Origin of the sequence: Streptomyces macrolidinus, assembly GCF_023887685.1 — a bacterium.
Classification (GTDB): Bacteria; Actinomycetota; Actinomycetes; order Streptomycetales; family Streptomycetaceae; genus Streptomyces; species Streptomyces macrolidinus.
Window position 1 is genome coordinate 198,464 of sequence record NZ_JAMWMR010000002.1, and the last position, 14,857, is coordinate 213,320.

Genomic DNA, 14,857 nt, shown 5'->3' on the forward strand with positions numbered 1-14,857 from the left:
ATCAGTCCAGCCAGACATAGCCAGCGAGCCGTCCGGTCGTCCGGTCGCGGCGGTACGAGAAGTGGTCGCCCGATTCGAGGGTGCACACCGGCGACTGCGCCCGGTCACACACCCCGAGTCGTTCGAGTTGGGCGTGCACACCGGCGGTCACATCGACCGCGGGAGTGCCCCAACTCGTCTCGGCGTGCGCCGCCGGTTCGGCGGCGGACACCTCCGCGCGCATCGCTTCCGGTACCTCGTAGCACCGGCCGCAGACGGCGGGGCCCGTGCGGGCGACGATCCGGGAGGGATCGGCACCCAGTTCCGTCATCGCGCGGACGGCGGCCGGGACCACCCCGGCCACCATGCCGGGACGGCCCGCGTGGGCAGCCGCCACGACCCCGGCGACGGGGTCGGCGAGCAGAACAGGCGTGCAGTCGGCGGTGAGTACCGCGAGGGCGAGTCCGCGTCGCACGGTGACGATCGCGTCCACCTCGGGCACCCGCATTTCACCCCACGGGGCGTCCACCACGGCCACGTCCGCCCCGTGCACCTGGTTCATCCAGACCACGTCGGCCGGGTCGAGTCCCAAGGATTTGGCGGCGAGTTCGCGGTTGGTGCGGACGGCCTCGGGGTCGTCGCCGACCGCTCCGCCGAGATTGAGCTCCTCGTACGGAGCGGCGCTCACCCCGCCCCACCGGTCGGTGAAGGCGAAGTGCGCGCCGCTCACGGTGTCGCGCTGTCCTATCACTTGAGGAAGTCCGGGACGTCCAGTTCCTCGGCCGCGCTGTCCGAGTAGGTCCGCGACGACGGGATCGGCGGCGGGGTGACGGGGATCTCGGTCACCGGCTCCGGGGCGGGCGCGGGCTCCGGCGTCTCCTTCGGCGCGACGCTGCCGAGCGAGCCGAACGCCGGACGGCTCTCCGCGGGACGGGCCGGCTCCTCGCGCTTGACCGAGGACGAGCTGATCACGTTGTCCCGCTTGGCCGGAGGCTGGCCGCCGTCGAAGCCGGCGGCGATCACGGTGACCCGTACCTCGTCCCCGAGGGCGTCGTCGATGACCGCGCCGAAGATGATGTTGGCCTCGGGATGCGCGGCCTCGCTGACGAGTTGGGCGGCCTCGTTGATCTCGAACAGGCCGAGGTCGGAGCCGCCCGAGATGGACAGGAGCACCCCGCGGGCGCCGTCGATGGACGCCTCCAGCAGCGGCGAGGAGATCGCCATCTCGGCGGCGGCCACCGCGCGGTCGTCGCCGCGGGCCGAGCCGATGCCCATGAGGGCCGAACCGGCCTCGGACATCACGGACTTCACATCGGCGAAGTCGAGGTTGATGAGGCCGGGGGTGGTGATGAGGTCAGTGATGCCCTGGACACCGGAGAGCAGCACCTGGTCCGCCGACTTGAAGGCGTCGAGCACGGAGACCTGACGGTCCGAGATCGACAGCAGCCGGTCGTTCGGGATGACGATGAGGGTGTCGACCTCTTCGCGGAGTTCGGCGATACCGTCCTCGGCCTGGTTGGCGCGGCGCCGTCCCTCGAAGGTGAACGGGCGGGTGACCACACCGATCGTCAGGGCGCCCAACGAGCGGGCGATGTTGGCTACGACGGGCGCTCCGCCCGTGCCGGTGCCGCCGCCTTCACCGGCCGTGACGAAGACCATGTCGGCCCCCTTGAGGACCTCCTCGATCTCCTCACGGTGATCCTCGGCGGCCTTGCGTCCGACGGCCGGGTTGGCGCCGGCGCCGAGACCGCGGGTGAGTTCACGGCCGACGTCGAGCTTGACGTCGGCGTCGCTCATCAACAGAGCTTGCGCGTCGGTGTTGATGGCGATGAACTCGACGCCCTTGAGACCGACCTCGATCATCCGGTTGATGGCATTGACACCACCGCCGCCGACACCGATGACCTTGATGACTGCGAGGTAGTTCTGCGGTGCTGCCACGTCGAAGGCCTCTCGCCTCGAATTACGTTGCCGTCGCCCTCGGGTGGCCCCGTGGTCCGACGGCGGATGCCGAATGGGACGGTCCGAACGCCGACCCGAACCCTAACGCTGAAGTTTAGGGTTACCAGTGTGCCTGTTCCCTGGACTCTTCCGGACAGGACACTAAGTCGACAAGTGGCGCACGTTCAACGAACACGCCGAACCTCCCGTTTTTCTTTTCACCCTATGTGATCAGCCGTAGCAGTGCCCAACCAGGGTGGTGGCCTGCACGGATGCACGTCAACTCCCTGATGACGCAGGGGAGGTGGGCACGCTGACGTCGAAGTGCCGGGCGTCCGGGGCCGCTTTCATCAGTGCCGTCAGCGTGACCGACTTCGCCTTGCCCTTCTCACCACTTCCCCACATCACGCTCCGACCGTCGCGCAACCGAAGCGAGATGGAGTCGTAGGAACGGACCTTGACGGTCCGTGTGTCCCGCGCGACGGCGGTCGGCACGGCCTCGGCCACGCGGACCGCCTCGCGCAGCAGCCGGTCGGTGCCGAAGCGGCGCGGGCCGCCCGTGCGGGGCAGCGCCCACTCCAGTACGGGGACACCCTCCGGAGCATGCGTCACCGTGGCGAACCGAACGCCCTCGCGGTCGACTTCGACGAACCGGCCGCCGCTCGCGAGGAGCAGGACGGGGGTCCGCTCGGTCACGTTCAGGGTGATTCCATGAGGCCAGGAGCGGACGGCCTCGACCGTGTCGATACGGGGCAACTTCCGCCGCAGCCGCGCCTCGATCGCGTCGGTGTCGAGAGACGCCAGCGGCGTTCCGGTCCGTACCCCGGCCGCCGTACGCACCTGAGCCGGGGTCAGAACACGCGTACCGGACACGGTCACCCGCTCCACGCGCAGCCATGAGGAGCCGTACAGCAGCCAGATGACGCCGCCGCTCACCAACACCACTGCCAGCAAAAGGATGATGAGCATACGGCGGCGGGCCCACCGTCCGGGGACGGGCGGCCGGGGCGGGCCGGACTTCTGCTTCTGCCGTGCGTCGCGCTCGGCGGCCTTCGGTCCGGCCACGCTCCCTGCCCTCCCTCATGTCCCTTGCGGTGCACGCATGTCCCTAGCGGTGACGTGCGGCGATCGCCTCGTACACCATGCCGACGAGCAGGTCGTCGGCGTCCCGGCGGCCGAACTCACCGGCGGCGCGGGACATCTGGTACAGCCGGTGCGGATCGGCGAGCACGGGCAGGACGTTCTGCTGGATCCACTCCGGCGTCAGTTCCGCGTCGTCGACCAGCAGTCCACCGCCGGCCTTCACCACCGGCTGGGCGTTCAGCCGCTGTTCGCCGTTGCCGATGGGCAGCGGGACATAGGCGGCCGGGAGCCCGACGGCGGAGAGTTCGGCGACGGTCATCGCGCCGGCCCGGCAGAGCATCATGTCGGCCGCGGCGTACGCGAGGTCCATCCGGTCCACGTACGGTACCGGGATGTAGGGGGGCATCCCCGGCATCTGCTGTACGCGCGGCAGTTCGTTCTTCGGGCCGACCGCGTGCAGGATCTGGATCCCGGACTGCTGGAGGTACGGGGCGACCTGCTGCACCACCTCGTTGAGCCGCCGGGCGCCCTGCGAGCCGCCGGAGACCAGCAGCGTCGGCAGATTCGGGTCGAGCCCGAACGCGGCGCGCGCTTCCGGGCGTACGGCGGCGCGGTCCAGGGTGGCGATGGCGCGGCGCAGCGGGATGCCGATGTAGCGGGCGCCGCGCAGCTTGCTGTCCGGGGTGGAGACGGCGACCTGGGCCGCGTACCGCGAACCGATCTTGTTGGCCAGGCCGGGGCGGGCGTTGGCCTCGTGGATGACGATCGGGACACCGAGGCGCTTGGCCGCGAGATAGCCGGGCAGGGCGACATAGCCACCGAAGCCGACGACGGCGTCCGCCCTGGTGCGCTCCAGGACCTGCTCGGCCGCCTTGATCGTGCCGCGCAGCCGCCCGGGGACCGTGATCAGTTCGGGGGTCGGCTTGCGCGGCAGCGGCACGGCCGGGATCAGCGCGAGTTCATAGCCGCGCTCGGGTACGAGTCGGGTCTCCAGGCCGCGCTCCGTGCCCAGGGCCGTGATCCCCACGGTCGGATCCTGCCTGCGCAGGGCGTCCGCGAGGGCGAGCGCGGGCTCGATGTGGCCGGCGGTCCCCCCACCAGCGAGTACGACATGCACCGAAATTCACCGCTCTCCGGACGAGCGCGCCGCCGAGGCGCGTCGTCGCATCGTGTTCCATCTCCGAGGCCCCCGTGTGAGTACGGCGCCTCCCGCTCGCTTTCTACCAAAGCGGGGTTGCCGCCTCGCAAGCGCCGCTCGCGCACCGGGCTCCTCGCGCGCGAAGGCGATGAGCAGTCCGATGGCGAACATGGTCGGCAGCAGGGCGGAGCCCCCGTAGGAGAACAGCGGGAGGGGCACACCGGCGATCGGCAACAGGCCGAGCACCGCACCGATGTTGATCACCGTCTGCATGGTGATCCAGGTGGTCACGCCTCCCGCGGCATACCTGACGAAGGGGTCCTTCGTGCGTCCGGCCACGCGGATACCCGCATAGCCTAGAGCCGCGAAGAGGGCGAGGACCGACAGCGTCCCCACGAGGCCCAGTTCCTCACCGGTGACGGCGAAGATGAAGTCGGTGTGGGACTCCGGCAGTTGACCCCATTTTTCCACGCTCGCACCGAGCCCGGAACCGAAGAACCCGCCGGACGCCAGGGCGTAGATTCCGTGCACGGCCTGCCAGCAGGTGCCCTCGGGTCCGAGGTCCGTGGCGCCGATGCAGGCGAGCCGGTCCATCCGGTTGGGGCTGGTCTTGATGAGGAACACGCCGATCATGACGGCGATCGACAGCACCCCCACGAAGAGCCGCGTGGGCGCGCCCGCCAGCCACAGCAGCCCGAACAGGATGGCGGTCAGGATGATCGCGGTGCCCATGTCGCCGCCCAGCATGATCAGCCCGAGCAGCATGAACGCCACGGGGACGAGCGGCACCAGCATGTGCTTCCACTGCGTCAGCAGCCGCTTCTCCTGCTTGCGGGCGATCAGATCGGCTCCCCAGAGCACGAGTGCCAGCTTGCCGAGTTCGCTGGGCTGGATCTGGAAGGAGCCGCCGAGCGCGATCCAGTTCTGGTTGCCGTTGACCGACATCCCTATCCCGGGCACCTGCACCAGGGCCATCAGGAAGACGGAACCCGCCAGCATCGGGTACGCCAGTGCCCGATGCAGCTTCACGGGCATCCGCGCGGCCACGAGCATCAGCACGGCGCCGATGGAGGCCGCGAGGAACTGCTTGCGGAAGAAGTACGAGCCGGGCAGCGCCATCTGGAGCGCGGTGACCTGCGAGGCCGAGTAGACCATCACGAGGCCCAGCACGGTGATCAGCAGACTGCCGCCGAGGATCAGGTAGTAGGCGGTCAGCGGCCGGTCCCAGGCGCGCCGGGCCCGCAGGACGAGCCGGGTGACGGGGTTGTCGCGCGGGGGGCGAGCCGAAACGGAGGGACGCCTGGGCGCGCGCGGCACGCTACGGCTGGCGGGCACCGGCGCTCACCCCGCCCCGCCGTGCGAGAACGCCGTCGGCCCGCACAGCGCCGCAGCGCTGTCCGGGCCCCAGCCACATCCGAGTCACGCATCCCTCCCGCACTCGCCCGGTCGCCGCCGGGCAGGGCGGGGCCGGGTCAGTCGTCGGCGGAGCCGAGCTCACGAACGGCCTCCGCGAACGCGTCCCCGCGCTTGTTGTAGTTCACGAACATGTCCATGGAGGCACAGGCCGGCGCCAGCAGCACCGTGTCGCCCGGCCGGGCGAGCCCCCGCGCCTCCTGGACCGCCGCGCGCATCGCCCCAGTGTCGGTCCGTTCGAGGTCGACGACGGGTACTTCTGGCGCGTGTCGCGCCAGGGCTTCGCGGATCAGCGCACGATCCCTGCCGATGAGCACGGCGCCCCGCAGGCGCGGTGCGGAGGCGGCGACCAGTTCGTCGAAGGTCGCGCCCTTGGCGAGCCCGCCCGCGATCCACACGATCGACCCGTAGGCCGCCAACGAGGCTTGCGCCGCATGGGTGTTGGTGGCCTTGGAGTCGTCGACGTACGCGACGCCGTCGTGGTCCGCGACGTGGGCGATGCGGTGGGCGTCCGGGGTGAAGGCCCGCAGACCGTCGCGCACGGCCTGGGCGGGGACGCCGAAGGCACGCGCGAGGGCCGCCGCGGCAAGGGCGTTGGCGATGTTGTGCGGGGCGGGCGGGTCGATGTCGGAGACCTGCGCCAGCTCCTGCGCGTTCTTGTGCCGGTTCTCGACGAAGGCGCGGTCGACCAGGATGCCGTCCACGACGCCGAGTTGGGAGGGCGCGGGCGAGCCCAGCGTGAAGCCGACGGCCCGGCAGCCCTCCTCGACGTCGGCCTCGCGCACCAGGTCCTCGGTCGCCTTGTCGGCGACGTTGTAGACGCAGGCGACGCGATTGCCCTCGTAGGCACGGCCCTTGTCGGCGGCGTACGCCTCCATGGAGCCGTGCCAGTCGAGGTGGTCGGGCGCCAGGTTGAGCACGACGGCGGAGTGCGCGCGCAGCGACGGCGCCCAGTGGAGCTGGTAGCTCGACAGCTCCACGGCGAGGACGTCGTACTGCTCCTCGCCGAGGACGACGTCGAGGAGCGAGACGCCGATGTTGCCGACGGCCGCCGTGCGCAGGCCCGCCGCCTTCAGGATGGAGGCGAGCATCTGCACGGTCGTGGTCTTGCCGTTGGTGCCCGTGACCGCGAGCCAGGGGGCCGCGTCGGGGCCGCGCAACTGCCAGGCCAGCTCGACGTCGCCCCAGACCGGGACGCCCGCCTCGGCCGCCGCGGCGAACAGCGGCTTGTCGGGGCGCCAGCCGGGCGCGGTGACGATCAGCTCGGTGCCCTCGGGCAGGGTCGACCCGTCACCGAGGCGGACCGTGATGCCGAGCGCTTCGAGTTCCGCGGCCTGCGTCCGGGCCCGCTCGTCGTCGCCGTCGTTGACGACGGTGACGAGCGCGCCGAGCCCGTGCAGCACCTTGGCCGCCGGGACACCCGAGACGCCGAGTCCCGCGACGGTGACGTGCTTCCCCTGCCAGTCGGTCACTTGTCCGCTGCCCATCCTGCGTAGAAGATGCCCAGTCCGACGACCACACAGATGCCCTGGATGATCCAGAACCGGACGACCACGAGCACCTCGGACCAGCCCTTGAGCTCGAAGTGGTGCTGGAGCGGGGCCATCCGGAAGACGCGCTTGCCGGTGAGCCGGAACGAGCCGACCTGGATCACGACGGACATGGTGATCAGGACGAACAGACCGCCCAGCAGCGCGAGCAGCAGCTCGGTGCGGGAGCAGATCGCGAGGCCCGCGAGGGCGCCGCCCAGTGCGAGCGAGCCGGTGTCACCCATGAAGATCTTGGCGGGCGAGGTGTTCCACCACAGGAAGCCCAGGCAGGCGCCCATCAGCGCCGAGGCCACGATGGCGAGGTCGAGCGGGTCGCGTACCTGGTAGCAGGCCGCGGGGTTGGTCAGGGTCATCGCGTTGGCGCAGGACTCCTGGAACTGCCAGACGCCGATGAACGTGTAGGCGGCGAAGACCAGGACGGAGGCGCCCGTGGCCAGGCCGTCGAGACCGTCGGTGAGGTTCACGCCGTTCGACATCGCGAGGATCATGAACAGCGCCCAGATCACGAAGAGCACCGGGCCGATGGACCAGCCGAAGTCCTGCACGAAGGAGAGCTTGGTGGAGGCCGGGGTGTTGCCGCGGTTGTCGGCGAACTGGAGCGCCAGCACCGCGAAGGCGATACCGCCGAGCAACTGTCCGGCCATCTTCGCCTTGGCCCGCAGACCCAGCGAGCGGCGCTTGACGATCTTGATGTAGTCGTCGAGGAAGCCGACCATGCCCATGCCCACCATCAGGCCGAGCACCAGCAGTCCCGAGTAGGTCGGGGGGTAACCGGTGATCACCTTGGACAGGAAGTAGGCGGCGACCGTCGCCAGGATGAAGGCGATACCGCCCATCGTCGGCGTACCGCGCTTGCTGGCGTGCTCGCGCGGGCCGTCGTCACGGATGTACTGACCGTAGCCCTTGCGGGCCAGCAGCTTGATCAGCAGCGGAGTGCCGACCAGGGTCAGGAAGAGGCCAATGACACCCGCGAACAGGATCTGCTTCATCATCGGGCGGCAACCTCACCCTCGGCACCGGTCTCGAGCAGCGCCTGCGCCACACTCTCCAGACCGACCGACCGGGACGCCTTCACGAGTACGACGTCTCCCGGGCGCAACTGACTGCGCAACAGGTGGACCGCCGCCTGTGCGTCGGACACGTGCACCGACTCCTCACCCCACGAACCCTCGTTATATGCGCCCAATTGCAGCCAGGACGCTTCCCTGCCCCCGACCGCGACGAGCTTGCTGACGTTGAGTCGGACGGCGAGCCGTCCGATCGCGTCGTGCTCGGCGAGCGCCTCGTCCCCGAGCTCGGCCATCTCGCCGAGCACCGCCCAGGTGCGCCCCCCCTGGGCCCGTGAGGCCTCGCCCATGGCGACGAGCGCGCGCAGGGCGGCCCTCATGGACTCGGGGTTCGCGTTGTAGGCGTCGTTGACGATCGTCACGCCGTCCGGGCGCTCGGTGACCTCCATCCGCCAGCGGGAGAGGGAGCCCGCCTCGGAGAGCGCCACGGCGATCTCGTCTGCGGACATGCCCAGCTCATGGGCGACGGCGGCCGCGGCGAGCGCGTTCGACACGTGGTGCTCACCGTACAGGCGCATCGTCACATCGCTTGCACCGGAGGGTGTGTGAAGCCTGAAGACGGGCTGTCCGGTGTCCGTGAGTCTCACGTTCTCGGCGCGTACGTCCGCTTCGTCGGACTCTCCGAAAAGGATCACCTTCGCCTTCGTACGGGAGGCCATGGCCCGTACCAGCGGATCGTCTGCATTGAGGATCGCGACGCCGCCCGCGTCCGCGGCGGGCAGGCCCTCGACGAGCTCGCCCTTGGCCAGCGCGATCTGCTCACGGCCGCCGAACTCGCCGATGTGCGCGGTGCCGACGTTGAGCACGACACCGACGCTCGGCGGGGTCAGCCCGGCGAGGTAGCGGATATGGCCGATGCCGCGGGCGCCCATCTCCAGGACGAGGAACCTCGTCTCCTCGGTGGCGCTGAGAGCGGTGAGGGGCAGCCCGATCTCGTTGTTGAGCGAGCCGGGCGTGAACACGGTCGGCGCCTTGCGCCCGAGCACCTGGGCGATGAGGTCCTTGGTGCTGGTCTTGCCCGCGGAGCCGGTGAGGGCGACGAGGGTCGCCCCCAGCCGCTCGACGACATGGCGGGCGAGGGCGCCGAGGGCGGCCTGGACGTCGTCCACGACGATCGCGGGCACGCCGACGGGGCGGGACGCCAGTACGGCGACGGCGCCCGCCTCGACCACGGCCGGTGCGAAGTCGTGTCCGTCCACGCGCTCGCCCACGAAGGCGACGAAGAGGCTGCCGGGCTCCACCTCACGGGAGTCCCGGACGACCGGTCCGGTGACATGGACGGACGGATCCGGTATGTCGTGCGTCTGCCCGCCGACGACTCTGGTGATCTCGGCGAGAGAGAGGGCGATCACAAGTTCATCCCTGGTTCTTCTGGATAGCTTCGCGAAGTACGTCGCGGTCGTCGAAGGGACGGACCACTCCGGCGATGTCCTGGCCCTGCTCGTGTCCCTTGCCCGCGACCAGCACCGTGTCGCCGGGTCGCGCGCGGGCGACGGCGGCGGCGATGGCGGCGGCCCGGTCCTCGAAGACCTGCACCTCGCCGCGTTCGTGGGCGGGTACGGAGGCCGCGCCCTCGAGCATCGTGGCGAGGATCGCGAGGGGGTCCTCGGAGCGGGGGTTGTCGGAGGTCAGTACGGCCGTGTCGGCGAACCGGGCCACGGCGGCACCCATCGGGGCGCGCTTGGTCGTGTCCCGGTCGCCGCCGCAGCCGAGCACGGCGTGCAACTCGCCCTCGGTGACCTTGCGCAGAGCCCGCAGCACGGACTCGACGGCGGCGGTCTTGTGGGCGTAGTCGACGACCGCGAGATACGGCTGCCCGGCGTCGACGCGCTCCAGCCGGCCCGGGACACCCGGCACCGCGGCGATACCGTCGGCGGCGGTCTGCGGGTCGAGCCCGGCCTGGGCGAGAGCGACGACGGCGGCGAGCGTGTTGGCCACGTTGAAGGGGCCGGGCAGGGGGGACTTCGCGGCGATGCGCCGCCCGTCGGGGCCGACCACGGTGAACGTCGAGTCCAGCGGGCCGATCTCGACGTCCTCGGCACGCCAGTCGGCGTCGGGGTGGCCCTCGGCGGAGAACGTGACGACCGGGACACCGGAGTCCGCCACGAGCCTGCGGCCCCACTCGTCGTCGTAGTTGACGACCCCGGCCCGGCTGCGCCGCTCGGTGAACAACTGCGCCTTGGCCCGGTAGTAGTCCTCCATGTCGGAGTGGAACTCCATGTGTTCCGGGCTGAGGTTGGTGAAGACGGCGATGTCGAAGACACAGCCGTCGACGCGGCCGAGGACCAGTGCGTGGCTGGAGACCTCCATGGCGACCGCCTCGACCCCGCGCTCGCGCATGACCGCGAACAGGGACTGGAGGTCGGTGGCCTCGGGCGTGGTGCGCTCGGACTTGATGCGCTCGTCGCCGATGCGCGTCTCGACCGTGCCGATCAGGCCCACGCGCGGGTCGCCGTCGCCGCCGTGGGTGGCCCGCAGGCCGCCCTCGACGAGGTACGCGGTCGTGGTCTTGCCGGAGGTGCCGGTGATCCCGATCTGGAGCAGGTCGCGTCCGGGACGGCCGTAGATCGTGGCCGCCAGCTCGCCCATCCGGCCGCGCGGGTCGTCGACGACCAGGACCGGCAGCCCCGTCGCGGCGGCGCGCTCGGCGCCGGTCGGGTCGGTCAGCACGGCGACGGCACCGAGGCCGGCCGCCTGCGTCACGAAGTCCGCGCCGTGCAGGCGGGCGCCGGGCAGGGCGGCGTACAGGTCACCGGGACGGACGGCGCGCGAGTCGTGGGTGATGCCCGTGACCTCGGCCGCTCCGTCCGGCTCGTCCGGCCTGGCGGCCTCCAACTGATCAGCGAGCTCCGCGAGGGGGGTGGCGGAGACCTGAGCCGGTCGCGGCGGTCCCGGGTATGTCACGGAAGCGCCCTTCTGGGTGGTTTGGGACTGATCAGCGTATGGCACGGCGGTGAGCGTACCGGGCACACCCCCGCCGGAGCGAAGTGAGGGCTCGGAGGGCTGCTGGTTCCCGGGATCGGGGGTGATCGTTGTCACGAGCTGGTTCCTGGTGGGTCGTTCCAGTGGTGCTGATCATGGCGTGAACTCGACGGGAAGGTTCGCGGGCCGCGCCCCGGTGGGCGGGACCTGGAGGGTCTTGAGGGCGAACTCCATCACCTGCTTGAAGATGGGTCCGCAGATCTGGCCGCCGAAGTAGTTGCCCTTGGTGGCGTTCTGGATCGCGCAGTAGACGGTGACGCGGGGCTTGTCCGCGGGGGCGAAACCGGCGAAGGACGAGGTGTAGCCGCGGTATTTGCCGGTGGCCGGATCCACGCGGTTCGCCGTGCCCGTCTTGCCTGCGACGCGGTAGCCGGGGATGCGTGCCTTGCTGCCGGTGCCCTGCTCGTCGTCCACCACGGACTCCAGCATCTGGGACAGCGTCTTGGCCGTCTTCTCGCTGACGACCCTTGTCTCCTGCGGCTTCGGGGCCGGTGCGAAGTCTCCGTCCGGGCCCTTGGTGCCGCGTACCAGGGTGGGTTCGATCCGGACGCCGCCGTTGGCGATGGTCGAGTAGACCGACGCGGCCTGCATCGCGCTGATCGACACGCCCTGGCCGAAAGGGATCGTGTACTGCTGCGAGGTGGACCAGGCGTCGGGCGGCGCGAGAATGCCACGCGTCTCGCCCGGGAACCCGAGCCCGGTGGGGCTGCCGATGCCGAACTTGCGCAGATACGAGTAGAGGGTCTTGTTGGCCTCCGGCTGCGTCTTGCCGAGCTGACCGGTCGCCAGGATGGTGCCGATGTTGCTGGACTTGGCGAGGACGCCGTTGAGCGTCAGGTACCAGGTCTTGTGATTGATGTCGTCCTGGAAGAGCCGGTCGCCGCGGTGCAGCCGGTTGGGCACGGTGACATGGGTCGTCGGGGTCGCGGCGTTCTCCTCGAGCACGGCGGCCATCGACATGACCTTGGCGGTGGAGCCCGGCTCGTACGTGTCCTGGAGGGCCGCGTTGCCGAGGGCCGCCGGATCGGCCTTGGAGAGGTCGCCCGGATCGAAGCCGGGCGCGTTCGCGAGGGCGAGGATCTGCCCGGTCCGGGTGTCCTGCACCACCACGTACCCGCCGTCCGCCTTGGACTCCTTCACCTGCTCGGTGATGGCGTTCTGGGCGGCCCACTGGATGTCGCGGTCGATGGTCAGCTCGATGTCGGACCCGGCCACGGCGGGCGTCTCGGCGGAGCCCGCGGTCGGTACGAGCCGGCCGCCGGACTGGGCGTAGCGGATGCTGCCGTCCTTGCCCGCCAGCTCCTTGTCGAGCTGCCGCTCGATACCGCCGCCGCCTCGGCCGTCGGCGCTGACCCAGCCCAGTGTCCCGGCGGCGAGATCGCCGTTCGGGTACACGCGCTTGCTGGTGGGGACCGCGAGGACCCCGGCGAGCACGCTGACCGTGCCGGGCGCGGCCTTCGTGGCGAGCGTGTTCTTCAGGTCCTTGATCTGGTTCCAGACCTGGGGGGTACGGCGCTGGGCCAGGAGCACATAGCGGGTGTGCGGGGTCTTGAGCTTGCGCGTGAGCGTCGCGGCGTCCTGGCCGAGGATCGGGGCGAGGAGCGCGGCGGCCTGCTCCGGGGCGTCCGGCCGCTTGGCGGCCTGTGGGGTGAACATCGTGGGGTCGGCCGTGATGTCGTACGCGTCCACGCTGGTCGCCAGCTCGACGCCGTTGCGGTCCGTGATCTTGCCACGCTCGGCGGCCAGGGTGCGGCCGACGTAGCGGTTCTGGTCGGCCTTGGCGGTGTACGCGCTCGCGTCCACGGCCTGCACCTGGAGCAGCCGTCCGACGAACGTGAGCATCACGAGAGTCAGAGCAAGGCCGATCAGGCGGAGCCGGGGGCGGGGGCTGCCGAGCCGGAGGGGGCCGCGGGCGGCGCCGCGGGTCTGTGCCGGGCGGCGTGCGGGGCGGGCGCCGGGGCCCGGACGGCGCCGGGCGTCGGGGCGCACGGGCCGGGCCGGGCCGGGCACGCGGCGTCGCGGCGGTTCCCTGTCGGACACTTCCGTCACCTGCCGGGAGTCGGAGAGGGTGCTGCGGACGGGGTGGAGCCGGTCGCCGAGGGCGTCGCGCGGGACGGCGACGGCGACGCCGAGGCCGAGGCCGTGCGGCTCGGGGACGGTGACGCCGTGGTGCTCGGGGACGGGCCGGGCGACGCGGGCGCGGACAGGGACGCGGGGCTCGCCGAGGGCTGCGCGGCAGGACGGGGGACGCCCTTGACCGTGCCGTCGGGGCCGAGGAAGGCCGGGTCGCCGCCGGGGACCATGCCGAGCGTGTCGGCGCGGCGCCGCAGGGCGTCCGGGGCGGCGTAGGCGTCCACGTCCCGCTGGAGAGCCTGCTCCTCGTCGGTGAGGTTCTTGGTCTCCCGCTGAAGGTCGGAGAGCTTGAACGCGCCTTCGCTGAGTGCGGAGTTCAGCACCAGGAGTCCGATGAGCCCGCCGCCGAGCAGCACGACGACGAGCAGGACGAAGGGGGTACGGGCGGCGCCGCCCCCGCCCGCCGGAATGAGCCGCGCCAGCCGGGCGGCCCGCCCTCGGAGCCGGGGTTTCCTGCTCACACGCCCTCCCGCCCCTGAAGGACGGTCGCGTCCCGGAGTCCGCCGCTCACTCGCCCACCCCTCTCGTCCGGTTCACTCGACGTCCTCGCGGATGCGCTCGGCGCCCCGCAGGCGGGCCGGAGCCGCTCTGCGGTTCTCGGCGACCTCCTCCTCGGTGGGGAGTTCGGCACCACGGGTCAGGAGCTTGAGCCGGGGCTGGTAGCGCTCGGGCACGACGGGCAGGCCGGGCGGCGCGGTGTTCGCGGCGCCCGCCGCGAACACCTGCTTGACCAGACGGTCTTCGAGCGAGTGGTAGGACAGCACGGCGATCCGGCCGCCGACCGCGAGCGCCTTCACGGCCGCGGGGATCGCCCGCTCCAGGACGGCGAGTTCGCCGTTGACCTCGATGCGCAGCGCCTGGAACGTGCGCTTGGCCGGGTTGCCGCCGGTCCGCTTGGCCGCCTGCGGCAGCGCGTCGCGGATCAGCTCCACGAGCCGCGCGCTGTTGCTGAACGGCTCCTTCTCGCGCTCGCGCACGATCGCGGACACGATCCGCTTGGCCTGCTTCTCCTCGCCGTACGCCCGCAGGATCCGTACGAGTTCGCCCGGCGGGTAGGTGTTGAGGACCTCGGCGGCGCTGACGCCGGTCGTCTGGTCCATGCGCATGTCGAGCGGGGCGTCCTGCGCGTAGGCGAACCCGCGCTCGGCCTCGTCGAGTTGCATCGAGGAGACCCCGAGGTCGAACAGCACGCCCTGGACCCGCGGGATGCCCAGCCGGTCGAGGACGTCGGGGAGTTCGTCGTAGACGGCGTGCACCAGGTCGGTGCGGTCCTTGAAGGGGGCGAGCCGCTCCCCGGACAGGCGCAGCGCCTCCGTGTCACGGTCGAGCGCCACGAGGCGGGCCTCGGGGAACCGCGTCAGCAGGGCTTCACTGTGGCCGCCGAGGCCCAGGGTGCAGTCGACCACCACGGCGCCCGGTTCGGTGAGGGCCGGGGCCAGCATGTCCAGGCACGGCCGGAGCATGACCGGCACATGTCGGTCCTGCTGTCGCCCGCCGCCGCCCTGCTGCGGAAGCGCTTCGCGCCTTGCCAATTCCGGGGCCTCTCAGATTCCTGCGCGACGGCACGCACC

At 71.2% G+C, this 14,857-nt stretch carries 12 protein-coding genes; all 12 read right to left on the reverse strand.

The window, feature by feature from the left end:
- Position 1 precedes the first annotated feature (1 nt).
- Entirely contained in the window at positions 2 to 730 is a 729-nt protein-coding gene (pgeF, locus tag NGF19_RS03100) for a peptidoglycan editing factor PgeF (protein WP_252421969.1), read from the reverse strand.
- Positions 727 to 1,920, reverse strand: a complete 1,194-nt coding sequence (gene ftsZ / locus NGF19_RS03105; protein ID WP_252421970.1) for a cell division protein FtsZ — start codon at positions 1,918 to 1,920, stop codon at positions 727 to 729. The genes pgeF and ftsZ overlap by 4 nt, the downstream gene beginning before the upstream one ends.
- A 279-nt stretch (positions 1,921 to 2,199) precedes the next feature.
- The gene (locus tag NGF19_RS03110) at positions 2,200 to 2,985 is read right to left on the reverse strand and encodes a cell division protein FtsQ/DivIB (protein WP_252421971.1); all 786 of its coding nucleotides are present in this window, start codon (positions 2,983 to 2,985) and stop codon (positions 2,200 to 2,202) included.
- A gap of 43 nt (positions 2,986 to 3,028) precedes the next feature.
- The gene (murG, locus tag NGF19_RS03115) at positions 3,029 to 4,120 is read right to left on the reverse strand and encodes an undecaprenyldiphospho-muramoylpentapeptide beta-N-acetylglucosaminyltransferase (RefSeq protein ID WP_252421972.1); all 1,092 of its coding nucleotides are present in this window, start codon (positions 4,118 to 4,120) and stop codon (positions 3,029 to 3,031) included.
- Positions 4,121 to 4,126: 6 nt separating this feature from the next.
- On the reverse strand, positions 4,127 to 5,458 hold the full coding sequence (ftsW, locus tag NGF19_RS03120) for a putative lipid II flippase FtsW (protein WP_372505567.1): 1,332 nt from the start codon (positions 5,456 to 5,458) through the stop codon (positions 4,127 to 4,129).
- A 155-nt stretch (positions 5,459 to 5,613) separates the two neighbouring features.
- Positions 5,614 to 7,041 (reverse strand): UDP-N-acetylmuramoyl-L-alanine--D-glutamate ligase, encoded by a 1,428-nt coding sequence (gene murD, locus NGF19_RS03125; protein WP_252421974.1) that lies wholly within the window; start codon positions 7,039 to 7,041, stop codon positions 5,614 to 5,616.
- Positions 7,023 to 8,096, reverse strand: a complete 1,074-nt coding sequence (gene mraY / locus NGF19_RS03130) for a phospho-N-acetylmuramoyl-pentapeptide-transferase (protein WP_252421975.1) — start codon at positions 8,094 to 8,096, stop codon at positions 7,023 to 7,025. Before mraY ends, murD begins: the two co-directional genes overlap by 19 nt.
- A complete protein-coding gene (locus NGF19_RS03135; protein WP_252421976.1) occupies positions 8,093 to 9,523 on the reverse strand; it encodes a UDP-N-acetylmuramoyl-tripeptide--D-alanyl-D-alanine ligase in 1,431 nt (476 codons plus the stop codon). Before NGF19_RS03135 ends, mraY begins: the two co-directional genes overlap by 4 nt.
- 4 nt (positions 9,524 to 9,527) lie before the next feature.
- On the reverse strand, positions 9,528 to 11,075 hold the full coding sequence (locus NGF19_RS03140) for a UDP-N-acetylmuramoyl-L-alanyl-D-glutamate--2,6-diaminopimelate ligase (protein ID WP_252421977.1): 1,548 nt from the start codon (positions 11,073 to 11,075) through the stop codon (positions 9,528 to 9,530).
- A 171-nt stretch (positions 11,076 to 11,246) separates the two neighbouring features.
- On the reverse strand, positions 11,247 to 13,193 hold the full coding sequence (locus NGF19_RS03145) for a peptidoglycan D,D-transpeptidase FtsI family protein (protein ID WP_308288442.1): 1,947 nt from the start codon (positions 13,191 to 13,193) through the stop codon (positions 11,247 to 11,249).
- Positions 13,194 to 13,198: 5 nt separating this feature from the next.
- Complete coding sequence (ftsL, locus tag NGF19_RS03150; RefSeq protein ID WP_252421981.1) at positions 13,199 to 13,747, reverse strand: cell division protein FtsL; 549 nt, start codon at positions 13,745 to 13,747, stop codon at positions 13,199 to 13,201.
- A gap of 72 nt (positions 13,748 to 13,819) precedes the next feature.
- Positions 13,820 to 14,818 (reverse strand): 16S rRNA (cytosine(1402)-N(4))-methyltransferase RsmH, encoded by a 999-nt coding sequence (gene rsmH, locus NGF19_RS03155; RefSeq protein ID WP_289734014.1) that lies wholly within the window; start codon positions 14,816 to 14,818, stop codon positions 13,820 to 13,822.
- Positions 14,819 to 14,857: the final 39 nt, after the last annotated feature.

What these genes read in the sequence shown, in the direction of transcription:
- mraY (WP_252421975.1), bottom strand. Translation starts at nt 8,096, where the DNA reads ATGATGAAGCAGATCCTGTTCGCGGGTGTCATTGGCCTCTTCCTGACC.
- murD (WP_252421974.1), bottom strand. Translation starts at nt 7,041, where the DNA reads ATGGGCAGCGGACAAGTGACCGACTGGCAGGGGAAGCACGTCACCGTC.